Annotated in this window: 21 protein-coding genes and 1 riboswitch; of the genes, 8 read left to right on the top strand and 13 right to left on the bottom strand. The window is 62.3% G+C overall.

Translation table 11 applies throughout. From position 1 onward, the window contains the following. Window positions 1-76: 76 nt before the first annotated feature. Complete coding sequence (locus RhoBH5_RS08835; protein ID WP_007733603.1) at window positions 77-628, bottom strand: MarR family winged helix-turn-helix transcriptional regulator; 552 nt, start codon at window positions 626-628, stop codon at window positions 77-79. Window positions 629-732: 104 nt separating this feature from the next. Between RhoBH5_RS08835 and RhoBH5_RS08830 the strand changes: the two genes are divergently transcribed. Then, complete coding sequence (locus tag RhoBH5_RS08830) at window positions 733-1,347, top strand: TetR/AcrR family transcriptional regulator (protein WP_003939912.1); 615 nt, start codon at window positions 733-735, stop codon at window positions 1,345-1,347. A gap of 173 nt (window positions 1,348-1,520) precedes the next feature. Next, window positions 1,521-3,119 carry an ABC transporter substrate-binding protein gene (locus tag RhoBH5_RS08825; RefSeq protein WP_050654752.1) on the top strand — a complete coding sequence of 533 codons (1,599 nt, stop codon included), beginning with the start codon at window positions 1,521-1,523 and terminating at the stop codon, window positions 3,117-3,119. Between the two features lie 58 nt (window positions 3,120-3,177). On the opposite strand, the gene metE is transcribed toward RhoBH5_RS08825, so the two are convergent. The 7 genes from metE to RhoBH5_RS08790 all read right to left on the bottom strand — a co-directional run bounded on the left by metE (window position 3,178) and on the right by RhoBH5_RS08790 (window position 11,059). Beyond that, window positions 3,178-5,442: a 5-methyltetrahydropteroyltriglutamate--homocysteine S-methyltransferase gene (gene metE, locus RhoBH5_RS08820; RefSeq protein WP_193595001.1), complete on the bottom strand. Its 2,265-nt coding sequence runs from the start codon at window positions 5,440-5,442 to the stop codon at window positions 3,178-3,180. A 159-nt stretch (window positions 5,443-5,601) separates the two neighbouring features. Beyond that, a riboswitch (cobalamin riboswitch) is annotated at window positions 5,602-5,826 on the bottom strand. Window positions 5,827-5,907: 81 nt separating this feature from the next. Further along, window positions 5,908-6,345 (bottom strand): helix-turn-helix domain-containing protein, encoded by a 438-nt coding sequence (locus tag RhoBH5_RS08815; protein ID WP_003940179.1) that lies wholly within the window; start codon window positions 6,343-6,345, stop codon window positions 5,908-5,910. 219 nt (window positions 6,346-6,564) lie between these two features. Continuing rightward, window positions 6,565-7,194, bottom strand: a complete 630-nt coding sequence (locus RhoBH5_RS08810; protein ID WP_270008168.1) for a response regulator transcription factor — start codon at window positions 7,192-7,194, stop codon at window positions 6,565-6,567. Then, entirely contained in the window at window positions 7,191-8,315 is a 1,125-nt protein-coding gene (locus tag RhoBH5_RS08805) for a sensor histidine kinase (protein WP_064114428.1), read from the bottom strand. The genes RhoBH5_RS08810 and RhoBH5_RS08805 overlap by 4 nt, the downstream gene beginning before the upstream one ends. Next, window positions 8,316-9,110 carry an ABC transporter permease gene (locus tag RhoBH5_RS08800; RefSeq protein WP_019745005.1) on the bottom strand — a complete coding sequence of 265 codons (795 nt, stop codon included), beginning with the start codon at window positions 9,108-9,110 and terminating at the stop codon, window positions 8,316-8,318. It abuts the gene before it with no gap. After that, window positions 9,110-10,066, bottom strand: a complete 957-nt coding sequence (locus tag RhoBH5_RS08795) for an ABC transporter ATP-binding protein (RefSeq protein ID WP_003940598.1) — start codon at window positions 10,064-10,066, stop codon at window positions 9,110-9,112. Before RhoBH5_RS08795 ends, RhoBH5_RS08800 begins: the two co-directional genes overlap by 1 nt. Before the next feature lie 45 nt (window positions 10,067-10,111). Then, on the bottom strand, window positions 10,112-11,059 hold the full coding sequence (locus RhoBH5_RS08790) for an EamA family transporter (RefSeq protein ID WP_003940332.1): 948 nt from the start codon (window positions 11,057-11,059) through the stop codon (window positions 10,112-10,114). Window positions 11,060-11,127: 68 nt separating this feature from the next. Between RhoBH5_RS08790 and RhoBH5_RS08785 the strand changes: the two genes are divergently transcribed. After that, window positions 11,128-11,673, top strand: a complete 546-nt coding sequence (locus tag RhoBH5_RS08785) for a CGNR zinc finger domain-containing protein (RefSeq protein ID WP_003939872.1) — start codon at window positions 11,128-11,130, stop codon at window positions 11,671-11,673. Window positions 11,674-11,786: 113 nt separating this feature from the next. Then, on the top strand, window positions 11,787-13,085 hold the full coding sequence (locus RhoBH5_RS08780; protein WP_058226146.1) for an NtaA/DmoA family FMN-dependent monooxygenase: 1,299 nt from the start codon (window positions 11,787-11,789) through the stop codon (window positions 13,083-13,085). Here RhoBH5_RS08780 and RhoBH5_RS08775 read toward each other — a convergent pair. Both RhoBH5_RS08775 and pruA read right to left on the bottom strand, forming a co-directional pair. After that, complete coding sequence (locus tag RhoBH5_RS08775; protein ID WP_003940479.1) at window positions 13,082-14,047, bottom strand: proline dehydrogenase family protein; 966 nt, start codon at window positions 14,045-14,047, stop codon at window positions 13,082-13,084. The genes RhoBH5_RS08780 and RhoBH5_RS08775 overlap by 4 nt on opposite strands. Next, window positions 14,047-15,708 carry an L-glutamate gamma-semialdehyde dehydrogenase gene (gene pruA, locus RhoBH5_RS08770; RefSeq protein WP_058037794.1) on the bottom strand — a complete coding sequence of 554 codons (1,662 nt, stop codon included), beginning with the start codon at window positions 15,706-15,708 and terminating at the stop codon, window positions 14,047-14,049. Before pruA ends, RhoBH5_RS08775 begins: the two co-directional genes overlap by 1 nt. A 195-nt stretch (window positions 15,709-15,903) precedes the next feature. Here pruA and RhoBH5_RS08765 point away from each other — a divergent pair, with 195 nt between their 5' ends. Genes RhoBH5_RS08765 through RhoBH5_RS08755 form a run of 3 tightly spaced genes read left to right on the top strand, consistent with a single transcriptional unit; the run spans window position 15,904 to window position 18,988 of the window. Beyond that, window positions 15,904-17,574, top strand: coding sequence for a PucR family transcriptional regulator (locus RhoBH5_RS08765; RefSeq protein WP_047270998.1), 1,671 nt, complete (start codon window positions 15,904-15,906; stop codon window positions 17,572-17,574). Then, the gene (locus RhoBH5_RS08760; protein WP_007733586.1) at window positions 17,571-17,888 is read left to right on the top strand and encodes a nuclear transport factor 2 family protein; all 318 of its coding nucleotides are present in this window, start codon (window positions 17,571-17,573) and stop codon (window positions 17,886-17,888) included. Before RhoBH5_RS08765 ends, RhoBH5_RS08760 begins: the two co-directional genes overlap by 4 nt. Further along, window positions 17,888-18,988: a DNA alkylation repair protein gene (locus RhoBH5_RS08755; RefSeq protein ID WP_270008167.1), complete on the top strand. Its 1,101-nt coding sequence runs from the start codon at window positions 17,888-17,890 to the stop codon at window positions 18,986-18,988. The genes RhoBH5_RS08760 and RhoBH5_RS08755 overlap by 1 nt, the downstream gene beginning before the upstream one ends. Window positions 18,989-18,999: 11 nt before the next feature. Here RhoBH5_RS08755 and RhoBH5_RS08750 read toward each other — a convergent pair whose 3' ends face one another. The 3 genes from RhoBH5_RS08750 to RhoBH5_RS08740 all read right to left on the bottom strand — a co-directional run bounded on the left by RhoBH5_RS08750 (window position 19,000) and on the right by RhoBH5_RS08740 (window position 21,003). Continuing rightward, entirely contained in the window at window positions 19,000-19,446 is a 447-nt protein-coding gene (locus tag RhoBH5_RS08750) for a DUF2752 domain-containing protein (protein ID WP_003940294.1), read from the bottom strand. A 50-nt stretch (window positions 19,447-19,496) separates the two neighbouring features. Continuing rightward, the gene (locus tag RhoBH5_RS08745) at window positions 19,497-19,787 is read right to left on the bottom strand and encodes a CD225/dispanin family protein (RefSeq protein ID WP_003940575.1); all 291 of its coding nucleotides are present in this window, start codon (window positions 19,785-19,787) and stop codon (window positions 19,497-19,499) included. Window positions 19,788-19,953: 166 nt separating this feature from the next. Next, on the bottom strand, window positions 19,954-21,003 hold the full coding sequence (locus tag RhoBH5_RS08740) for an ABC transporter substrate-binding protein (protein WP_270008166.1): 1,050 nt from the start codon (window positions 21,001-21,003) through the stop codon (window positions 19,954-19,956). Window positions 21,004-21,376: 373 nt separating this feature from the next. On the opposite strand from RhoBH5_RS08740, the gene RhoBH5_RS08735 reads away from it, so the two are divergent. Next, window positions 21,377-22,465 (top strand): 3-deoxy-7-phosphoheptulonate synthase, encoded by a 1,089-nt coding sequence (locus RhoBH5_RS08735; RefSeq protein ID WP_003940571.1) that lies wholly within the window; start codon window positions 21,377-21,379, stop codon window positions 22,463-22,465. The last annotated feature ends 24 nt before the right edge of the window (window positions 22,466-22,489 follow it).

Below are 22,489 nucleotides of genomic sequence, written 5' to 3'. Positions count from 1 at the left end.
TCACCTCCACCAGATAGTAAACACATTAACTAAAATGATGTGATGAGCGCAACCCTCCAAGGGGTTCGGGTCTATGTCAGTTACGTCCGCGTACGTCGAACTGGCTGCGGTTGGTGATCAGTTTGTCCAGGAGCATGACAAGAATTCGCTGTTCGGCCTCGCTCAGGACGCTTACCCAGGCGTGTTCGCGTTCGTTCTGCTCGCGAAAGGCTTCGACCATGGCTTCTCGGCCCTTGGCGGTCAGGTACAGCTGGACGGAACGGCCGTCGTTCTCGGTGGGCCGACGATCGATCAATCCGTCTGCCAGCAGCGACTTGGACAGATTGGAGACCGCTGCCCTACTCATGCCGGTGAGCTCGGCGGCAGCCTTCGGCTCGATCGGACCGGCCAGCCAGGTGACGAACAACAGCCTGAAGGAGGACCATGACCAGCCGCGAGGGCGGTGGATCGACGACTCGAGATCGTAGGTGACCACGTTGGAAGCCCGATTGAGTGTCAGTAGTACCTCGGTGGCCAGCTGGTCGCGAAAGCCGTGTTCGGTGGCCAGTCGCTTGTTGGCCAGTTCGATGAACGACCAGAAGTTCAGCACGCCGACGGTTGGCTGGTCATCGGTTGTCCGGTCAGTCATGGACTAACCCTAGCGCGATCTGCAGTTGATTAATCCGTGTATTAGATCTCGGGGTTACGATGAAACTTCGCAACCCGGCACTGCGGTCAGGATTCTGAACTATCGTGACGCGCGTGACTGCGCGCAGCGACGAGTTTCCCTTGGACGTCGACCTCATGTCGGTGGGGCAACTCGAGCGGAGAGGACGACTGACCACGGCGGTGGTCGAGATGCTGGCCGAGATGCCGTCGGATCGAATCCAGATGAAAGACGTCTCGGAGCGTTCAGGCGTCGCACTCGGAACGCTGTATCGCTACTTTCCGACCAAACAGCAACTTCTGGCTGCGGCGATGACGGCGTGGAGCGGTCTCGAATCGGTCCGTCGTCCTGAGAAGTTGCGGGCAGACGGTGGTGAGAACAACGCGTACGAGCGGGTTCTGGCACTTCATCGTCGCGAGATGAAGGCATTCGAGCGTAGGCCCTACTTCGCTCGGTTGGAGATCGAACTCCATTCGTCCTCGGATCAGTTCGTGATCGAGTCGTTGGATCTGCGCGCAGCGGCACATCGGAGAATGCTGTTCGAGTTGATGGACGGCGTCCCGGCCGAGACGGCGAGGGTTGCGGCCGTGGCAATAGGCGGCACGATGTTGACGGCCCTTGCGCTGTGGACCAGTGGCCGGATCGGATTCGCAGAGGCCCAGCGGAACGTCGAAGACGTCATCGGACTGGTAATTCGCTGAACGGTTGCAACCTAGAATTCAGTTCTTGTTTCTGCTGTCATGAATGCGAATTATCGCTTCGGCTTTGTGAAAACGAAGACGCAGGACGAGACCTTACCTAGAATTCACTTACAAATATGTCGGGTGTCCGATCCAGGGATCGACGTATCCGTGAACTGTGAAAGTGAGTCGCAATGAAGCGCTCGTACCGAGTCCGCGCTCGAATCTGGATGGTTGTCCTGGCGTCGGCGACGCTGGTGGTGACGGGGTGCGCCGGTAGCAGCCAAGGTACGACCACGGATGCATCGGACGTGACGGTCGGAGTTGTCGGTGACCAGAACAACGGGGGAGAGCCGCGATCGGGTGGCACCGTGTCGTTTGCCACCTACAACGGGATCAGCAGTCTCGATCCGGCTGATCGTCAGGACGGCGGCGCTACCGGTGGTAGCGAAATGGCAGCCATCTACGACCTTCTCATGCGCTTCGATACGGCGGCGGGCGAATACGTCCCCCACTTGGCGCAGTCCTTGTCGGCCAACGGCGACAACACGGTGTGGACACTGAAATTGCGCGACGGCGTCACCTTCAGCGACGGCACTCCGATGGACAGTGCGGCAGTCCTGTGGAGCATCGATCACTATCTGCAGAAGAAGGGAACTCACGCGCTGGTGTGGAAGACCGCTGTGCGCGAGACGAATTCACCGGATCCGAGAACGGTCGTCTTTACATTGGCGCAGCCGTGGGACGAGTTCCCGATCATGTTCACCACCGGTCCCGGCATGATCGTCGCGCCCTCGTCGATGGCTACCGGCACGTTCACCCCGATCGGGGCAGGCCCGTTCACCGTCGAGAAGTTCGCCTCCCAGGACGAATTGGTGCTCGCTGCCCGTCCGACGTACTGGGACGGGGCGCCGTACCTCGAGAAGTTGCGCTTTCCCGCAATCGTCAACGAGAAGAGCAAACTGGAAGGATTGCACACCGACGGAATCCAGGTTGCCTATCTGAAGTCTCCCGACTTCATTCACGAGGCTTTCGAAGCCGGTGATCCCGGATTTGTGTACTCGGCCAGCATGGCCGGAGTTCTGGCAATCAATCAGCGCGACGATCGGGCAGCGAAGGACGAGCGCGTGCGTAAGGCGATTGTCGCTGCGGTGGACCCGAATACGTTCAACGAGCGAGTTCAGGGCGGCTTCGGCGAACCCGGCACCGACATGTTCGCGTCGTGGTCGCAGTGGCACGGATCGGTGGCCGGGAACGGCTTCGACCCCGAGGCGGCCAAGAAGTATCTCGCCGAGGCGAAGGCGGACGGTTACGACGGAAAACTGACGTACGTCGGGATGAACGATCCGGCGACGCAGCGCAGCGCACTGACGTTTCAGTCGCTCTTGCAGGCAGTGGGTTTCACGGTCGACATCACCTACGCAACCAGCATCAACGATCTGATTTCCATGCTGTACGCGAAGCATGACTACGACGTGTCCTACTTCGCGTTCAACGTGCTGGAAGAGTCACCGTTCGTGCGTATGTACGGCAACCTGTTCAGCGAATCGCCGTCGAACATCCTCGGTTACAAGAACGCTCGGATGGACGAGTTGCTCGGCAAGCTGCAAACGGCGTCGGGCGAGGATGAGCGGCGAGCCGTCATCGACGATATTCAGACCGTGGTCAACGAGACGGCGCCGATGGCCGTGGTCAACTCCGGCAAGGTCTTCATCCCGTGGCGCGAGAACGTCCACGGAGTGACCCCGAGTGCGGACGGGATTCTGCTCTTCGGCAACACGTGGTTGAGCTGACCCCCGTGCGCCTTTTTGGTAGTGCCCACTACCAAAAAGGCGCACAGGGGCTTTGCCCCTATAGCTCCGCTCGTACCAACTTCGCGGCTTCGACGAGGTTACGCAGTGACGCCTCGACCTCGACGGAACCGCGGGTCTTCAAACCGCAGTCCGGGTTGACCCACAACCGCTCGACAGGAACAGCTTTGAGTGCCTCACGCAGGGATTCGGCAATCTCGTCGACGCTCGGCACCCGCGGCGAGTGGATGTCGTAGACACCCGGGCCGACGCCGAGGTCGAACCCGACCGAACTGAGATCGTCGAGGACCTCCATGTGTGAGCGCGCCGCCTCGATGGACGTGACGTCCGCGTCGAGGCCGGCGATGGCGCCGATCACCGCTCCGAACTCGGAGTAGCACAGGTGCGTGTGGATCGCGGTGGAATCCGCGACGCCCGAGGTCGCCAACCGGAAGGCGCCGACCGACCAGTCCAGGTAGGCGCGCTGATCCTCGGCACGCAGTGGGAGTAGTTCTCGTAGAGCCGGTTCGTCAACCTGGATGATTCCGATTCCGGCGGCCTGCAGGTCGACGGTCTCGTCTCGAATGGCCAGTGCGACTTGATTTGCCGAGTCGGCGAGGGGTTGGTCGTCGCGGACGAACGACCAGGCCAGAATGGTGACGGGTCCGGTGAGCATGCCCTTGACCGGCTTGTCGGTCAGGGACTGCGCGTACGTGATCCAGTCGACGGTCATCTGTTTCGGGCGGGAGACGTCGCCGTACAGAATCGGCGGACGCACGCAGCGGGTGCCGTACGACTGGACCCAACCGTTGGCGGTGGCGAAGAATCCGTCCAACTGCTCCGCGAAGTACTGGACCATGTCGTTGCGTTCCGGCTCACCGTGAACAAGAACGTCCAGGTCCAGCTTTTCCTGGAGCGCAACAACTTCGGCAATTTCGGCGCGCATACGGTTGACGTACTCGGCTTCGTCGATCTCGCCCTTGCGCAGTGCTGCGCGAGCGATGCGGATCTTCGAGGTTTGCGGGTACGAACCGATAGTCGTCGTGGGCAGCGGCGGCAGAGAAAGCAGTTCGTCCTGGGCAGCGCGACGTTCGGCGGCGGGCGCGCGACCGGTCGCCGAGTTCAGCACGGCGGCCAGGCGTCCCCGAACACTCGCATCATTGAGTCTGCGATCGTCCTTGCGGGTCGACGCGGCCGCTCGTGCCAGAGCGAACTCGTCCTCCACCGACTCTCGGCCCTGTGTGAGAGCGGTTGCGAGAGTTACTACTTCCTTGACCTTCTCGGTGCCGAACGCGAGCCACGAGCGCAGGGCCTTGTCGACATCGGCCTCTGCGTCGAGAGTGTACGGAACATGCAGCAGGGAGCACGATGTGGAGACGGCAAGAGTATCCACGCTGCCCAACAGAGCACCCAACGTGCTCAGTGCCGAATCCAGATCCGACCGCCAGATGTTTCGTCCGTCGACCACGCCGGCGACGACCAGTTTGCGGGCGAGTTCGGGGACGGAGCCGATCGAATCCTGACCGGCCACCAGGTCGACGGCAAATCCTTCGACGCCGGTGGACGCAAGCGCGGGCAGCGCCTCACGCAGCGAACCGAAGTACGACGCCAACAGGATCGACGGCCGCTCGGACAGCGCTGAAAGCTGTTCGTACGCAGCGCGTGCCGCTTCGATTTCCTCGTCGGTGCGATCGCCCACGAGGGCCGGTTCGTCGAGCTGAACCCAGCTCGCACCGGCCTTCGCGAGCCGACCGAGTAGATCCGCGTAGAGGGGGAGTAGTTCTTCGAGTCGCGAGAGCAGCGGCTCGTCAGTGCCGACAGCCTTCGAGAGCAGCAGGAAGGTGACCGGTCCGATGACGACCGGGCGGGCTGCAATGCCGTCGGAAAGTGCTTCTGCCAGTTCGGACAAGACCTTGGACGGGTCGAGTGCGAACGTGGTGGACGGCGAGATCTCCGGCACCAGGTAGTGGTAGTTGGTGTCGAACCACTTCGTCATTTCGAGCGGCGCGATGGTGTCCGTCCCACGGGCAGCGGCAAAGTAGCGGTCCAACGGATCGGCGACCGACGCGACGCGGTCGGGCAGCGCGCCGAGAAGAACTGCGGTGTCGAGCATCTGGTCGTAGAAGGAGAAGGTATTGACCGGGACGGAGTCGAGGCCCAGGTCACGGAGGTCGGCCAAGCCCTGCCGACGGAGGTCACGGGCGACAGCCTGCAGGGCGTCGGCGTCGATGCGCCCTGCCCAGTAGCTTTCGGTTGCCCGCTTGAGTTCTCGATGAGGACCGATGCGCGGTGAGCCCAGCACGGTCGAAGTGAATGTTGTTGTCACGGAGTTTCTCCAGATTGCCAATGCACTGATGGCCACTGCCGGCAGACGGGTATACCTCACGAGACCCCGAGTTTCAGCGGGCAGCACTGCCCGCACCGCACGCGAGGTCCGATGGAGATCTACACGCCCATTCCACGAGGCGGTGGACCGTCGGGCACGGCGTGCCCGACACAGTCGGCAGGTCTTCGGACTCGCGGGCACTCGATCGAGTTGGATCGAACCTACTGGCCGTCGCTTCCCAGGCGGATGCCCAGTGCACATGAACGGCGGTCGTTCCTGCTTACCGCTGCGGGACAGTCCCGGATTTTCACCGGGTTCCCTCTCACCCCGACAGCTTGCGCTGACGGAGCTTCGACGCCGGGACCGGTCTTCGGGGCTCCTCATGACCGTGCCGGGCGAACCAGCTGCATCGACCAGCATAAGGCCAACCCTCCCTGAGCAGTCAAGGAGAGTCGGCGAAGGGCGCTATGCGCGTGACATGTAGGAATTCGAGTCCGGTGGTACACGCGGAAGATTTTCGGAGGAACGTAGATTCTCCGCCATTTCGACAAGCAGATCCTGTGAAGACGGTGAGAGGTCGACGACACGGGAGGTGAGGTTCCGCAGGCGCACGTTGTGCAGCTGTTCGAGGAGGGAGAGGTCTGCCTCGCCACCTGAGATCGCGGGCGGAGTGTGATCGGACGGGGCGTAGAAGTAGTCCGGATGGACCTTGAAGAAGTGGGCGAGGGCGGCAACCACTTCGGGTGACGGATTGGTTCGGACGCCGGTGCGCAGTTGCGACAGGTACGGCGTGGAGATACGGCAGCCGAACTCGGTCATGCCGCGAACGACCATCGCGTTGGTGACGTGAAAGTCGGCAGTCTCGAACAGCGAGTTCAAGCGATCGTTGAACTGGTTCGACATGAGACGTCCCTTCCCCCGCTACGCACAGGCTCCGTCGGTTCAATTAACTGCATCATAGCCAGGTATCGAACGATTAGCTGTTTCGGATTCTCGCGAAGCGGTCGTTTGCAGGGAAAATCCCTAGGGTAGAAGGTCCCTACTTTGAGTGATCTGGACAAATCGCCATCACGAATCGAACGGCGAACTATTTGCCGGGGAAGGCGATTCCAGACGCGCGGATCAGAGCCAGCCGTTCGACTCGGCGATTCTGACGGCTTCCGCGCGCGTCGACGCACCCGTCTTACCCATCGCGGATGACAGATGATTTCGAACTGTCCCGGCAGACAGGAAGAGCGCCCCTGCGACGGCTGCCACGGGTGCGCCGTCGTGAGCGGCGCGCAGTACTTGGGTCTCACGCTCCGTCAGGGGCGACTCGCCGCTGACGAGGCTGTCGGCCGCAAGGGTGGGATCGACGACGCGCAGTCCGGCGTGGACACGCCTGACCGCGTCGGCAAGCTGCCTGGCGGGGGTGTCCTTGACGACGAACCCGCCGGCCCCGGCGTGCAGGGCTTTACGAAGAAATCCGGGACGGCCGAACGTGGTGACGATCAGAACCTGGGTGTCGGGTGCTGCCTCGCGAAGGGCCGCCGTCGCGGCGATTCCGTCCATGCCGGGCATCTCGACGTCCAGAAGCGCGACGTCCGGGCGGTGTTCGAGAACGGCGGACACCACCTCGTCGCCGCGACCGACCTCGGCCACCACGGACAGGTCGGATTCCAGATCGAGTAGCGCGGCCAAAGCTCCTCGCACGAGCGCCTGATCGTCCGCCAAGAGCAGCCGTATGGTTGCTCGATCGCCCTGGCTGTTCACTCTGTCTCCTGTTCGACTACCTGAAGTGCAAACCCCTGCGGCTGGGGATGAGTGATGATCACTCGTGCGCCCGACGCTCCGGCGCGCTCGCGCAATCCGATCAGACCGTTTCCGGAAGACGTCGACTCGGCCCCTCGTCCGTCGTCGACGACCGACGCACTATTCTCGTCGACCGTGATCCGGCAGTGGGTCGCACCGCTGTGTCGAACGACGTTGGTGACGCCCTCACGGATCGTCCATGCAAAGAGTTCCCGAAGACGCGTGGGAACCATGTCGGTGCTGCTCGGCACGTCGTCTTCGATACCTGCCGCACGCAAAGCCTCTCGCGCTCGGGCTATCTCGACGGGTAGCGAAATCCCACGAAATCCTTCGACGGCCGAGCGCACGTCTGCCAACGCGTCACGAGAAAGTCTTTCGAGGTCGTCGAGTTCGTTGCGCGCACGTTCGATATCGACATCGAGTAGGCGATTGGCCAGTTCGGCTTTGATCGTGATGACGGTCAGCGAGTGCCCGAGGATGTCGTGCAGATCGCGCGCCATCCTCGTTCGCTCCTCCATGATTGCCCGCTGCTCCTGCTCTTCGCGTTCATGGAGTATGGCGAAGTTGCGGCTGATCAGGGACATGATTCCCCAGGTCGCGAACGCGGCCGCGCAGACTCCGAGTGAGAGTCCGGAGTAGTTCCCCCATCCGGACGAGAGGCTGACTATCTCCACGGAGGCCGCGAACACCAAGGCGAGAATGCCGCCGGCGACGGTCGGCAACAGTGTCACCGCTGTCACCGCGAGGTACGGTGCTGCTGCCAAACCTGTCGGCCCGACGCTCACGATCATCACGGCGGCCAACGCGGTCAAGGCGGACAGAGCCAGTGCAGCTTCGCGAATCGTCGGCCGAGTCATTGTCATTCGACGCCGCTGCTGCGTTGTGGCGAACGTGTAGAGATAGAGCGCACTGAAGGCGACCGTCGCGAGAATCCCTGTCCAGCCGCGCAGTTCGTCGCGCAGATTCCATCCCTCGATCAGCGGCCCGCCGAGAAATACCATCCAGACCGCCGCGAAGAGAACGCCGAAACGATTCCGCCGCGGGAGCGCGACGGAATCTTCTCGGTCAGTCGTTTGCGACAACTACACACGCTCCGTATCTCGTTGGAACCGCCAGATCGCTCCGCCGGCGAAGATGGCGAACCACACCAGGATATTGACGATCCAGGTCCAGTGAATGCTATTGCCCGTCAACGGTGCGTGGGCGAGGGCGTTGATGCCGAACATCGGGGTGAACTGTGCGATGGTCGCCCATACGGAACCGTCGGTGAGTGGTACGAAGAGTCCGCCGCCGAATGCGAGCAGAGCCAGTCCCGGTCCGAGCAACTGCATGACGTTCTCACTGGGGAGTAGGTACCCCATGAACAGGCCGAAGGCCGCGAAGATCGACGATCCCAGCCAGGCGATCAATGCCGTTGTGAACCAGAGTGATCCGTCCATCTGCGCCGAGGTGAACGCGCCGACGACGTAGACCACGAGAATCGAGACGAGACCGAGCAGCATCGCCATGATCAGTTTGACGGCGATGTAGGCGACCGGGGTCAGGGGAGTCAGCCGAAGTTGTCGGCTCCACCCGGACGCTCGTTCGATCGAGACCATCGCGCCGCCGCTGGTGGTGGCCAGCATCGCGCCGTACAGGGCCATGCTGATCATGATGTACGCGGCGACATTGCCGTGCCCGATCCCGTGGTCGTCGTCGCCTTGACCGAGACCGAAGACGAGGAAGAAGACAACCGGCATGACGAGCGTGAAGATCATCGTGCGCCGGTTGCGAGTCAGGCGACGAAATTCCAGTCGCAGTAGCGTCGTGTTGAATCCGCCGAGAGGTACGACGGTTCGCTCGGCTCCGTAGGTATTCGCTTCGGTTGCAGTGGTCATCACTTCTGTCCTTCGGAGTTGTTCGACGTGAGTGCGATGAATGCGTCTTCGAGGCCACGCGAGACGATTTCGAGATCGCGAGCCTGCGTATTGGTCAACAGGAACCGTGCAACGGCATCGGTGTCGCCCGAGTGCACGAGTAGCGACTCACCGCGCACCTCGACGGCGTCGGAGTTCGGTATGGCTCGCAGGAGTTCGTCGGTGATGCCTGGAACAGTCGCGCGCAGGGTGCGCCCGGACGCCATCGCCTTGACCTCGGCGGTGGTCCCGTCTGCGACCACGGTGCCTTGCCTGACCAGGATGATGCGGTCGGCGTAGACATCGGCCTCTTCGAGGTAGTGCGTCGCAAAAAGCACAGTGCGACCGTGATCTGCGTCGGCGCGGATGGCGGACCAAAAGTCCCGACGCCCTTCGACGTCCATACCGGTGGTGGGCTCGTCGAGAATGAGCAATTGCGGGTTCGACAGCAACGCCATCGCAAATCGCAACCGCTGTTGTTGTCCGCCTGAGCATTTGCTGACCAGGCGATCGGAGATGTCGAGGATTCCGGCTCTCCCCAGCACTTCGTCGACCGGACGGGATTGGGAGTACAGGCTGGCGGTCAGCTGCACCGTCTCGGCAACCGTCAGCTCTTTCAGTAGTCCGCCGGTCTGCATGACTGCCGAGACGAGTCCGCGGGCAATCGCCGATCGAGGTGACATTCCGAAGACGCTCACCTCGCCTGACGTCGGCCGGGACAGGCCGAGGATCATGTCGATGGTTGTCGTCTTGCCTGCGCCGTTCGGGCCGAGGAACGCGACGATCTCGCCGGGGCGGATGCTCAGGTCGATACCTTTGACGGCGTCGACGGTTCCGAAACTCTTGCGAAGTCCGGTCAACCGGACGGCGTCGTGTGCCGATCCTTCAGTGAGTGTGTGCAGTGCCTGTGGTGAATGCCGTGCCTGTGTTGAGGTCATACATAGAATCTGCTCGCTTCGAGGTCGTGATCCCTCGTCCGTCCGTCATTCTTCTGCCATGACATTTGTCATCGGGTCGGCCGGTATCTGTTTCGGTGCAACCTGGCCGAGGCGCGCGAGGACCAACCCCGCGATGATTGCTGCGCCACCTACAGCTTGGAGTGCGGTGACGGATTCCCCGACCAGGATCCACGCGGCGACGACCGCGCACAGCACTTCGGTCAGCGCTACCAGAGACCCGATTGTCGGCCCCAGCAGCGTGATCGCGGCGATGCCGGTGAGATAGGCAATGACAGTGCTGACCAGGACCAGGACCACCACCGGCAGCCACACGTTCACCGAATGGTCTGCCACGACTGCGTTCGAGGCCGAGAACTGGAGGGGGAGGACGCCTACGAGTCCGAGCGCGCCGATGACCACCGCACTGACCGTGAGCCCCGATGCCGCGAGCACAACTGGATGGAGATCACCGTCCGCACGTTCGGAAATGACGAAATAGACTGCAAGGCATGCCGCGGCGGCCAGTCCCCAGGCGACTCCGACGGCACTGATCTCTGCCGATCCGAAGACGTCGATCACCACGGCGGCGCCGATCAAGGCCACCGCCGCACCGAGAAGCGTCTGCACGCTCGGACGCGCGCCCTTGGTTATCCACACCCACCCGATGACGATGATCGGTGCAAGGTACTCGAGAAGCAATGCGACGCCGACCGAAAGATGTTGCACGGCATTGAAGAAGCACAGTTGAACGCCCGAGATCGCGAACACCCCGTACAGCAGTACCGTTCGCGTGTGGGTGCTCACCTGTCGTAGGCGAGGCCATTGGGTGGCTACGGCGATCACCATCATCACCAGTGCGCCGCCGGCAACGCGCGCGAACACTGCGCCGCCGGGGGACCACCCTGATTCGATGAGAGATTTCGCGAACGGGCCCGATACGCCGAACGTTGCCGCGGACAGCAGAGCGAAGATCAAGCCGTTGCGAGAGTTCACGTCGTCACCCGTCAGGAGTAAAAGCGATTACGATGTTGACATTAGGTTGATACGGCTCAGGAGTCAAAGTGCATTTTGCTGGTGACACGGAATCGGCGCTCGTCTTCGCCGCGTCGTTGGTCAACACGGCCCGCGGCGGGGCCGAACTGCTTCCGGATCAAGAGGAGCTGACACGGTTTCTCGACGCGGATCGCTGGACCGGCAGGCGGGACGGCACACCGGAGGAATTGACGGCGGTTCGTGCGCTGCGTCCACGACTGCGAAAGTTCTGGGAAGCCGCGGGAGTGGACGACGCCGTCGAGGTGGTGAACACACTGCTACTCGAATCGGGCGCGAGGCCGCGGCTCACCAGGCACGACGACCTCGGCTGGCACCTGCACGTCACCGCTGACGATTCGCCACTGGTGGACCGGATGGCCGCAGAAGCGGCGATGGGTGTGCTCGATCTGATCCGAACCGACGAATTCTCGAGGTTGCGATGGTGCGAGGCCCCGGACTGCGAAGCGGTCTTCGTGGATTTGTCGCGCAATCGTTCGAAGCGATACTGCGACACCGGGAACTGTGGGAACAGGGCGCACGTCGCCGCCTATCGTGCCCGTAAATCCGGGGCGTGACCAAGCGGCGTTCGGAGGGATAGAACCAGGCTGAGTGAATACCTTGTCGGGAGCCAGGATCGGTCTAGCGTTGTGAATTCGGAACAGATTTCGCGAAGCCAGGAGGATGGTCGGTGGCCGATCGTAGGCGTCCACTCAAGACGGTGACCGGTGTCAGCGGGGCGGTGAGTATCTACGACGCCGCGATCGATCCGACGACTTCGACGGTCGCGTCCGCGATCGACGTCGCAAAGACGGCCGAGGCGAACAAGATCGACGGACTGTTTGCCGCCGACCTGCTGAGTTTCGGTGCGCAGGGCGCGATCGGTGCGCAGGAGCCGTTGATCTTCCTTGCCGCGCTGAGTGCGGTCACCACCCATGTGGGGCTCATCGCCACCGTCACGACGACGTTTCATCACCCGTTCAACCTGGCACGGTTGTTCGGCACCCTGGACCACGTCAGCAATGGTCGAGCCGCATGGAATGCCGTCACTTCCTCACTCGGAGAAGAGAACTACAGCGACCTGGACCTGCCGAGTCCGGAGGAGCGGTACGCCCGAGCGGCCGAATCGCTCGAGGTGGTCAACGCGCTCTTCGACAGCTGGAAGCCCGGCGCCTTGATCCGGGGAGAGGGCTCTGCGGTGCTAGATCCGTCGAGGGTGGTCCCCATCGAGCACCGAGGCAAGTACTTCACCGTGCAGGGGCCGTTGAACATTCCATCCCTGCCGCAGCGTCGTCCGGTCCAATTCCAGGCAGGCCAATCTGCCGGAGGTATCGAACTGGGTGCTCGCTTCGCCGAGGTCGTATTCACTTCTCTCGCAACCTTCGAGGACGCGGTCACCTACACGAAGACCATCCGCGCCAGGGCGGCAGAGTTGGGGCGTGGGGACGAACTGCCACTGATTTTCAGCTCGTTCCACGCAACGTACGGCGCTACCGAAGCCGAAGTCGAACGATTGGTCAGAGAAGCCGAGGAATCGACGGACTTCGACGCCGGACGCACCAGGCTTGCCGACATGTTCGGCGGTGACGTGGATTTCTCGGAATTGCCGCTGGATCGGCCGATCCCGGAGTCGTTGTTGCCGGACCCGTCGTCGGTGAATCGACGACGGGGCCGGGTCGAGATCTTCGGCAAGCTCGCATCACAAGGAAAGACTCTGCGTGAGTTGATCATCGCGTCCAAGGACACCGGCCACTGGGCAGCGGCGGGCACCCCGGAACAGCTCGCGGACGCGATCGAGGAACGATACGACGCGGGCGTACTCGACGTCATCACGCTCGGTGACCTTGCCGATCCGCGTACACGCGATTTCGTCACGAACGGGCTGCTGCCGGAGCTGCGCAAGCGCGGAATCGTGGGATCCGACTACGTCGGCGGTACCTTTCGCGAAAACCTCGAGTTGCCACCGCTGCCACCGGTTTCCGGTGTCTAGTTGTTGGAAGCGAGTGAGCGCATGAAGAACATGAGGTTGGCCGGTCTTTCCGCCAGGCGACGCATGAAGTAGCCGTACCACTGGCTGCCGTAGGGAACGTAGACCCGCAGGTGATTGCCTTCGGCTACCAATCTGCGTTGTTCGCCGTCGCGGATGCCGAAGAGCATCTGGAACTCGAAATCCGCGGCTGTCCGCTCGGTCAGTGTGGCGAGTCCGAGGGCGGCGTCGATCATGGTGGGATCGTGGGAGGCCACCATCGGGTATCCGTCACCTTCCATCAAGACCTTCAGGCAACGCACGTACGACGCGTCGACTTCGGCGGCCTTTTGGAACGCGACGCCGGCCGGTTCCTTGTATGCACCCTTGCACAGCCGAATTCGTGAACCTGATCCGGAGAAGTGCCGGCAGTCGGCCTCGGTGCGGTGTAGGTACGCCTGCAGGACCGTGCCGAGCGTCGGGAAGTCGCGGCGCAACTCTTCGACGATGGACAGTGTCGAGTCGGTGGTGGTGTGATCCTCCGCATCGACGGTGACCCACGCGCCCACTTCGTCTGCCGCTGTGACGATTCGGTGAGCGTTCGCCAGGGCGATCTTCTCGCCGTCACCGGGAAGTGACTGCCCCAACGCGGAGAGCTTGAGCGAAACCTCCAGGGAGTGTTGCGTCCCGGCAATCTCGGAAAGCGTTGCGTACGAGCGGAGAAGGGAGAGATAGGCATCGACGGTAGCTGTTGCCTGAGCCGGATCGGTGGTGTCCTCGCCGAGGTAGTCGACCGTCACGAACCGGCCACTGGTGAGGATGTCGCGCACCGCTGACATCGCTGCGGGTTCCGCGTCCCCGGCGACGAACCTGTCTACAAGCTTGCGGGTCAAGGTCATCCCGGAGACTGTCTTCTCCAGTCGCGACGAGCGTGCCGCCGCGAGGAGCACCGGGCGCAGTGGGTTGCTCAGCGAGACGGCACTCATCAACGGTTCTCGCTCTCGGCTGGATCGACGTCCTGGTGGGGGTAACGATGATCGGTGGGAGGAACGAAGGTTTCCTTGACGGTGCGTGTCGACGCCCAACGGAGCAGATTCTGCGGCGAACCGGCCTTGTCGTTGGTACCCGAAGCCCGCGCACCTCCGAAGGGTTGTTGTCCGACAACCGCTCCCGTCGGCTTGTCGTTGACGTAGAAGTTTCCGGCGGCGAACCGCAGACCATGATGAGCTTGATCGACGGCCGCACGGTCGGTGGCGATCACGGCACCGGTCAGGGCGTAAGCGGATCCGCTGTCGATACGAGCGAGGATGTCGGCGTAGGCATTGGGTGCGGAGTCGTCGTAGACGTGAAGCGAAAGGATGGGGCCGAAGTACTCGGTGCTGAAGGCCTCGTCACTGGGGTCGTCACCGAGCAGGACCGTCGGCGAGATGAAGAATCCTTCGCGGTCGTCGTAGTCGCCGCCTGCTGCGATGGTGAGGCTGCTGGTCGACTTGGCGCGGACGATCGCGGCGGCGTTTCGGTCGAACGAACGTTGGTCGATGACGGCGCCGCCGAAGTTCGTCAGGTCGGTGACGTCTCCGTACTTCAGCGACGACACAGTGTCGATGAACGTGTCGCCCATCTTGGCCCACACCGACTTCGGGATGAACGCCCGTGATGCGGCCGAACATTTCTGGCCCTGGTAGTCGAAGGCCCCGCGAATCAATGCCGTCGTGAGTACGTCCGGGTCAGCGGAACTGTGTGCGAGTACAAAATCCTTGCCGCCGGTTTCGCCGACGAGACGCGGATACGTCCGGTAGTTCGAGATGTTGGCTCCGACCTCACGCCACAAACGCTGGAACGTTGCGGTGGATCCGGTGAAGTGGATACCCGCCAGTCGGGGGTCGGCAAGCGCGACCTCGGACACCAAGGGGCCGTCGCCGAGAACAAGATTGATCACCCCGGGCGGGAGGCCGGCAGCTTCGAGTAGTTGCATTGTCAGGTACGCCGCGACGGCCTGCGTGGGTGACGGCTTCCAGATCACGGTGTTGCCCATCAGGGCCGGTGCTGTGGGGAGATTTCCGGCGATGGCGGTGAAATTGAAGGGAGTGATCGCGTAGACGAAACCTTCGAGTGGACGATATTCGACGCGATTCCACACTCCCGGAGCGGAAACGGGTTGGTCGGCGAGTATCTGACGTGCGAACGCGACGTTGAAACGCCAGAAGTCGATCAGTTCGCAGGGCGCGTCGATCTCGGCCTGGTATGCGGTCTTCGACTGGCCGAGCATTGTTGCGGCGGCGATGGTTTCGCGCCACGGGCCGGAAAGTAGATCGGCGGCGCGGAGGAAGACCGCAGCGCGGTCGTCGAACGAGAGGTCGCGCCAGGCCGGGGCGGCGAGTGTGGCGGCGTCGATGGCATCACGAACGTCCGAGTGGGTTGCGCCCGCATACGATCCGAGCACCGAACTGTGACGGTGTGGTTGAACAACGCTCTCTCGCTTACCTTCCGCAGTTCGGTGGATGCCGCCGATGACCTGCCTGATGTCGGTCGGCGATTCGGCCAGTTCGGTCAGTTTCGTACGGAGGCGCGATCGTTCCGGGCTTCCCGGCGCGTAATTGTTCACCGGTTCGTTGGCTGGGTGGGGGACATTGGTAACGGCGTCCATGACGATCCTTCGGCAGACTCAGGAGTGGGCAGTTGTCGTGTCGTGAACCAGTCAAGTCGAAAGACGTCGGCGAGTAATCCGCTGAGCGGCCAAACATCGGTGTCCGTGTTTGTCCGATCGGCTGAACCGTTTTCGCAGGAAAATGCACTATTCTCGAAGTTGAGGCGTTGCGACGGTCCGGAGAGTGGGTGGTACGTGTCTATCCGTGGGGTCAGGCTCGACGCGGTCCTTCGGGCGCTGGGCGGAGCTTTTGTCGAGCTCGTCCTCGCGCCGTCAGGTGATGACGTCTTCGTCGACTCCGTGGTGTTCGCAGAGGTCGGGGACCTCACGCGCCCCAGAACCGCGGCCGTCGAATCCTCTGAGCTCTGGCTCGCTGTCGGTATCGGCGCAGCCGAATTGGCGGCCTGGCTGAACCGCCTCGATCAGAAGGGATCAGCGCCTCGGGCCGTCATGTCGAAGGAGGCCTCGGACACGTCGGTGCGTGCGGCGGCACAGCGCGCCGGGATCGCCTTGATAGCGGTCCATCCGGATGCTCGTTGGGATCGATTGTTCACGACCATCCGGGGCGTGCTCGATCATTCGGTGTCCCGACAGGATTCGGACGACATCGTATTCGGTAGTGACACAGACTTGTTCGAGCTGGCGCAGAACGTCGCCGCAATCACGCGGGGGATGGTCAGCATCGAGGACGAGCATTCCCACGTCTTGGCCTATTCGGCATCGGGAGATGCTGCGGACGAGCTACGTCGGCAATCAATCCTCGGCCGCGAAGGACCTCGCGAATACCTCCGAAAGCTACAGGAGTGGGGCGTCTTCGAGAGCCTGCGGCGAAGCGACGACGTAGTGGAGGTGCCCGCTCACGACGACCTTGCGATCAGGCGACGGTTGGTGGTTCCGATTCGGAGAATATCCGACAATGTCAAGGGGGAGAGCGGTTTCAGCTCTGATCTTCTCGGCACGATCTGGGTGCAGGAAGGCCCGGTTCCCATTGCCGGCGATGCCGACAGCGTGCTCCGCGGTGCCGCGGCCGTTGCTGCTCGGCTGATTTCGCGCATCCGAGACGCGCCGAGTAACGAGGCGATACAGATTCAGCGGTTGCTCGGGGTTCGCGGCGGCGGTGTCGACGTTCCTTCGCTCGCCGCCTCGTTGACCATCCCGATGTCCGGACCGGCGATGGTGGTCGGAGTGGCGAGTATCGGAAACGGTGGGCTGCCGTCTTCGGGCGAACTCGTGTCGTCTTTGCGACTGCACGCCAGCGCCTTTCAGCGTGAATCGCTGGTGAGTGCCGTCGGCACCCGGATCTATGTGCTGTTTCCGCGAACCCAATCCGTGAAATCCACAGTCTCGTGGACCCGCGAAGTTGTCGCGCGTTTGGACAAGGTGTCGCCTTCGGGGCTACGGGCCGCGGTCTCGTCGCCGGTTTCGACGCTTGCGGAGGTGGCCCAGGCTCGGGCCGAAGTGGATCGGGTCTTGGACGGAACGTCGGGGGATGTTCGTGTGACCACCCTCGCGGACTCGCGCACACCGGTGCTGCTGGGCGAAATCATGGACACCATTGCGGCCGACGAGCAACTGCACGATCCGAGAGTCGACGCCCTGGACGTCTACGACAGACGCAACGGGTCGAACATGCGCGAAAGCATCTCCGTTTACCTCGCACATTCGGGCGATGTCCGACGTGCATCCGAGCAGCTTCGGATTCACCCGAACACCCTCAGGTATCGGATCAAGAGGGTCGAGGAGATCACGGATACCGACCTCTCCGAGCCGTCGGCCAGGCTGTTGATGGAGATTCAGTTGGCGGCGTCTGCTCGGGCAGTGAGTTCGCCGAACCTGTCGGACCCCAGCAGTACTCTTCGCGAATGATCGACTCAGCGAAGGTGCCAGGCGCAGCGCGCGCGTATTTCGACGGCGGCGACGTCCGCGGCGTTTTCACCGAAGACGCAGTGGTTCGTGACGACGGCCGGACGTATGTCGGGATCGAAGAAATCGTGGCGTGGAAGTCCGCCGTGTCGACGGCGTTCACCTTCACCCAGAAGATCGAGTCGGTCAACACCCCAGGCTCGGCCGTTGTCGTGTCGGTGAAGGTCGAGGGTGATTTTCCCGGAAGCCCCGTCCAGTTACATCACCATTTCACTCTCGACGGTGATCGGATTTCCGCTCTCACGGTGTGCCCCTGATGCCCACCGCTGACGAACTGCTCGGGAAATCCGTCGTCGCCGATCTGGCAGGCTGTCTAGAGCGAGCCTCCGGTCACACACGCCTCGCCCTCGTTCGGGGTAGTACATCCGAATTCGACGGTATGAGTCTCGGCGAACGTACGCGCGTTGTGCGGGACGCGATGACTGCCGAACTGCCTCAGGATCTTCCGGCCTTCGCCGAGATCATCCGCCGTGCGCTTTCAGAAGAGACCTTCACCGGTTGGATGATCTGGCCGGTGACCGAAGCCGTCGCCGTCACGGCGACACGAAGTGGCTCCGAGTCGGATTTCGACGAGGGAATGGCTCTGCTTGCCGAGTTGACGTCGCGTCTGACGGCCGAATTCGCAATTCGCACATTTCTCGAAACGAACCTTGACCGTTCGCTGGCGATCGCACTCACCTGGACCGGCCATGAAGACGAACACGTCCGGCGCTTGGCGACCGAAGGCACTCGTACTCGTTTGCCCTGGGGAAGACGAGTGAAAGAATTGACGGCGCGTCCCGAGTCGACAATCGTCATTCTCGACGAGCTGTATCGGGATGATTCGGATTATGTACGACGTTCGGTCGCAAACCATCTCAACGATCTCAGTCGTGCTGACGCTGCGCTCGCAGTATCGACTGCGAAGCGTTGGCTGCAGACACCGGATGCCAACACACTGAAAATCGTCAAACATGCATTGCGGACGTTGATCAAGGCCGGCGATCCAGATGCTCTGTCCCTCTTGGGGTTCTCGCCGCCCACCGACGTCGTGGTCGAGGGGTTCGTCATCGACCGCGAAACAGTTGATGCGGGTGGAGAACTCACCTTCGACTTCGCCGTCACGAACAATGGCAGCGAGTCCGTCACCGTCGTGATCGATTACATCGTCCACCACGTGAAGGCCAACGGGACCACGACGCCCAAGGTCTTCAAACTGACAACACGAACGCTGGAACCCGGGGTGCCGGCCCGTATCGCGAAGAGGCATTCCTTCAAACCGATCAGCACCCGGAAGTACTACGCCGGCGAACATGCCGTCGAGGTGCAGATCAACGGCGTACGCCAGGTGCGAGGTGTATTCCGTTTGGACGCGTGAGGAGATCCGGCCTAGACGCGGAGACCGGCAAATATCGGGATCGGGGCTATGCGGACCGTCGTCCAGATCAACACGAGTGTCAAGATCACAGCCGGTGACCAGCGCAACTGATGCCAGAGCACGACGGGTCTTCCACGGGTGCGGGCGGTCGTCCACGAGACGTACGTGAACGCCAGTGCAAGCAGCATCACGAGGCCAAACGCATTGAAACGCATCGCTGCACCGAAATCGCCGTGGATGAGGCTGTACACCATCCGAGTGCTACCGCAACCGGGACAATTGACGTTGAACAGCGCTTTGGTCGGACAAACGGGAATGACCCCACCAGGTGTGGTGGGGTCACTCCAGGAGATGAAGGCGCACAGCGCAATTGCCGTGAACGCAACTGCCGCTGGCGCCTTCAGTGCGGCGAGTCGTGATATGTCATCGTTCTCGGTGTCACCACAATTCGGTGTCATTGCAGTTCGGTGTTTGGCCGTCGATCAGTGTCGCCGGTCGGCGTCGGCGGTCACAGGGAACTCGATCCGGCAAGGACGACGACAAAAAGGAAGTACAGAACAGCGACGGCAACACCTGCGCCGACTGACCACAAGGCGAACTTCTTGGCATCGTCAGCTGATTTTCGCGCAGCGTCGAACTGACCTTGCGCCCACAAAGTGTTGACCTGGCTTGATTTGACGATCGAGACGATGCCGAGCGGGAGGCAGCAGAACACTGTCACGAGAATCGCCCAGACCAGATTGTTGTCCGGCGGAGGGCCGACCGGTTGTTGCTGGCCGTAGTACGGGTTCTGCGTCATTGGTCACCTAGCGTTCGGAGAAACAGGGCGTTCGGAGAAACACCCTCTGACGTGCGAAGAGCACGGGCAGGTGACAACATAATCCGTTTCCGAGTGAGTCAGTATCGACTGTTCGTATGACAGAGAATCCGGTCGATTTCTGATTCGGAAGGCGATCCCGAAGACGTCAGCGCATGACCTGTACCTGCTCGGCGATGTCAGCGGCCAGGGCCATCGCAGTCAGAGCGAGGCCGTTGTTGAGGTCATATCGCAGATGCCCGACATGGCCGTCCTGGACAGCGCGGACTCGTTTCCACGTGGGCGACTCGGCTTCCACAGCGTCGGGGTTCTGTAGCAAGACGAAGTCGGCCTGGTCGAAGATCGCAAGCTCCTCGAGGCTGTAGAAAGTCGAATCCCTCCGATCAGGTGCGGCATGGGCAGCGTCGGTCAAGACGTTCAAGCCGAGGTCCTGCGCAACCGAGACGGCGAACGTGTTGTTCTGCAGCCAGATCTGACCGCTGTCTGCGCCGGCGATCGCAATCGACTTGCCTTCGAGGAGACCACCGATCTTGGCCCGCGCTTGTGCAAGTTCGGCGTTGTATCGGGCGATGACGCGTTCGGCGACTTCGCGGCGATCGAGAGCCGTGAACTGCGCGGTCATGGCCTGCTTCCACGACGAGCCCGTCGTGCCCTCGTCGACGACGAGCACCGGTGCGATGTCAGTGCCGAGCAGGCCCTTGTCCTGGTAGTAATTCCACCAGCCTTTCCCGACGACCAAAAGATCGGGGTCGTGGCTCAGTATCGATTCGGCATTCGGTTCGTTGTTCGTCCCACCGAGGCGAGCCGCGCCGGCGGGTACCTGGCGCATGAGTTGAGACTTCGGATCCCAATTGGTCGCGACGATCGGGTACTCGGCAAGTAGTGCAAAATCGAGGGCGCCTCGAGCTTCGAGCACCACGACACGCTTGGGGGCCCGCGGCAGGCGGTAGGCCTGGTCCGCGACGACGATGTCGACCCACTCGTCGGAGGCTTCGGTGCCGCTGGATTCGCTCGAACATGCAGAGAGTGCGCCTAGTGCACCGAGCGCCGCCGCACCGGCCAGGAATCCGCGTCGTGTCAAGGAATCGATCAGACGGGTGAACTCGCCGTCCACATCTCTTGTCGACTGCAAGGGGGTATCGGTCGCAAAAGGGGACACCGTCGGGTGGAAGGTTTCGGTCGATTCGATCACAGGCATGAGAAGGCGCAGCTCCATCTGATGTTCCGGGCATTGGCAGGTGCCTGACCAACGTATTCGAATTCCGTAGCCGCAGCCTTGCTCGAAAGCGCCAATCGCTCAGCGGATTTGGCCATTCGTCACGGGCTCGTGCCACGGGACTCTCCCCTCGGATTCGGCTCGTTGTGGAGGGGCGCGCCCATCTGATCCGAACTCGAGGTATCGTGGCCGACATGCAGCGCGTCTATTTCTGGTTTAGCAGGCCGGCCCCGGGTGGGCCTGCCGGCGTAACCACGCGCTGACAACCTCCACCCAAGAGCCGGACTACAGACCGGCTCGCTGGAGTTTCTCTTCATCTCTGGGGTCGGCCTGAGAACAGGAAACCGAAAACCCCATGACTGTCACCATCGATACCACCGCAGCTTCGGACAGCCTCGACGATCAGCGCACTGTGAGTATCAGTCCGCTCGTGTCACCGGCGACTGTTCGTGCTCAGCACGCTCCGGACGAGGTCGCGGCCGCCACTGTGCGCACCGGTCGGGCCGACACCATCAACATCCTCAACGGTGACGACGATCGTTTGATCGTCGTAGTCGGTCCGTGCTCTGTGCACGATCCGGAAGCGGCGATGGACTACGCCCGCCGGTTGGCCGCCAAGGCCGAAGAACTGCGGGACGATCTGCACATCGTCATGCGCGTCTACTTCGAAAAGCCGCGCACCACACTCGGGTGGAAGGGCCTGCTCAACGACCCCCACCTCGACGGCACGTTCGACATCAACACCGGGCTCGGTATCGGCCGCAAGTTGCTTCTCGACGTGTCGAGCCTGGGCCTGCCTGTCGGCTGCGAGTTCCTTGATCCGATCATGCCTCAGTACATTGCCGACCTGGTCAGCTACGGTGCGATCGGCGCCCGGACCGCCGCCAGTCAGGTTCACCGTCAGCTGTGCAGCGCGCTGTCCATGCCCGTCGGTATCAAGAACTCCACCGAAGGTGACGTGCAGGTAGCCGTCGACGGCACCCGCGCCGCGGCAGCGAGCCACGTGTTCCCCGGAACGGACCTCGACGGCCAGGCTGCCTTGATCCGTACCGCGGGCAACCCCGACTGCCATGTCATTCTTCGTGGCGGTAGCGACGGACCGAACTACGATGCCGAGACAGTCGCGGACACCCTTGCCCGCCTGCGTAAGTCGAACCTGCCCGAGCGCGTGGTCATCGACGCGAGCCACGGTAACAGCAGCAAGGACCATGAGCGTCAGGTCATCGTGCTCGACGACATTGCCCGACGTCTGACCGAGGGCGAGCAGGGAATCGCCGGCGTCATGTTGGAGAGTTTCATCGAGGCCGGCCGTCAGGACCTGACCTTGGGCAAGGCGGACGAGCTCACCTACGGCCAGTCGATCACCGACGCGTGCATCGACTGGTCCACCACCGCAGCGCAGTTGGATCGTCTGGCGCAGGCCGTTGCGGCTCGGAGGGGCTGACGCCCCCGTGCGCCTTTTTGGTAG

Source organism: Rhodococcus sp. BH5 (assembly GCF_027583855.1).
GTDB classification, from domain to species: domain Bacteria; phylum Actinomycetota; class Actinomycetes; order Mycobacteriales; family Mycobacteriaceae; genus Rhodococcus_F; species Rhodococcus_F qingshengii.
Note: the sequence above shows the minus strand (reverse complement) of the source record. Positions and strands in the feature narration are given on the sequence as shown.

What these genes read in the sequence shown, in the direction of transcription:
- RhoBH5_RS08745 (WP_003940575.1), bottom strand. Translation starts at nt 19,787, where the DNA reads ATGACGCAGAACCCGTACTACGGCCAGCAACAACCGGTCGGCCCTCCG.
- RhoBH5_RS08815 (WP_003940179.1), bottom strand. Translation starts at nt 6,345, where the DNA reads ATGTCGAACCAGTTCAACGATCGCTTGAACTCGCTGTTCGAGACTGCC.
- RhoBH5_RS08795 (WP_003940598.1), bottom strand. Translation starts at nt 10,066, where the DNA reads ATGACCTCAACACAGGCACGGCATTCACCACAGGCACTGCACACACTC.
- RhoBH5_RS08835 (WP_007733603.1), bottom strand. Translation starts at nt 628, where the DNA reads ATGACTGACCGGACAACCGATGACCAGCCAACCGTCGGCGTGCTGAAC.
- RhoBH5_RS08735 (WP_003940571.1), top strand. Translation starts at nt 21,377, where the DNA reads ATGACTGTCACCATCGATACCACCGCAGCTTCGGACAGCCTCGACGAT.
- RhoBH5_RS08775 (WP_003940479.1), bottom strand. Translation starts at nt 14,047, where the DNA reads ATGAGTGCCGTCTCGCTGAGCAACCCACTGCGCCCGGTGCTCCTCGCG.
- RhoBH5_RS08800 (WP_019745005.1), bottom strand. Translation starts at nt 9,110, where the DNA reads ATGACCACTGCAACCGAAGCGAATACCTACGGAGCCGAGCGAACCGTC.
- RhoBH5_RS08750 (WP_003940294.1), bottom strand. Translation starts at nt 19,446, where the DNA reads ATGACACCGAATTGTGGTGACACCGAGAACGATGACATATCACGACTC.
- RhoBH5_RS08760 (WP_007733586.1), top strand. Translation starts at nt 17,571, where the DNA reads ATGATCGACTCAGCGAAGGTGCCAGGCGCAGCGCGCGCGTATTTCGAC.
- RhoBH5_RS08755 (WP_270008167.1), top strand. Translation starts at nt 17,888, where the DNA reads ATGCCCACCGCTGACGAACTGCTCGGGAAATCCGTCGTCGCCGATCTG.
- pruA (WP_058037794.1), bottom strand. Translation starts at nt 15,708, where the DNA reads ATGGACGCCGTTACCAATGTCCCCCACCCAGCCAACGAACCGGTGAAC.
- RhoBH5_RS08825 (WP_050654752.1), top strand. Translation starts at nt 1,521, where the DNA reads ATGAAGCGCTCGTACCGAGTCCGCGCTCGAATCTGGATGGTTGTCCTG.
- RhoBH5_RS08740 (WP_270008166.1), bottom strand. Translation starts at nt 21,003, where the DNA reads ATGCCTGTGATCGAATCGACCGAAACCTTCCACCCGACGGTGTCCCCT.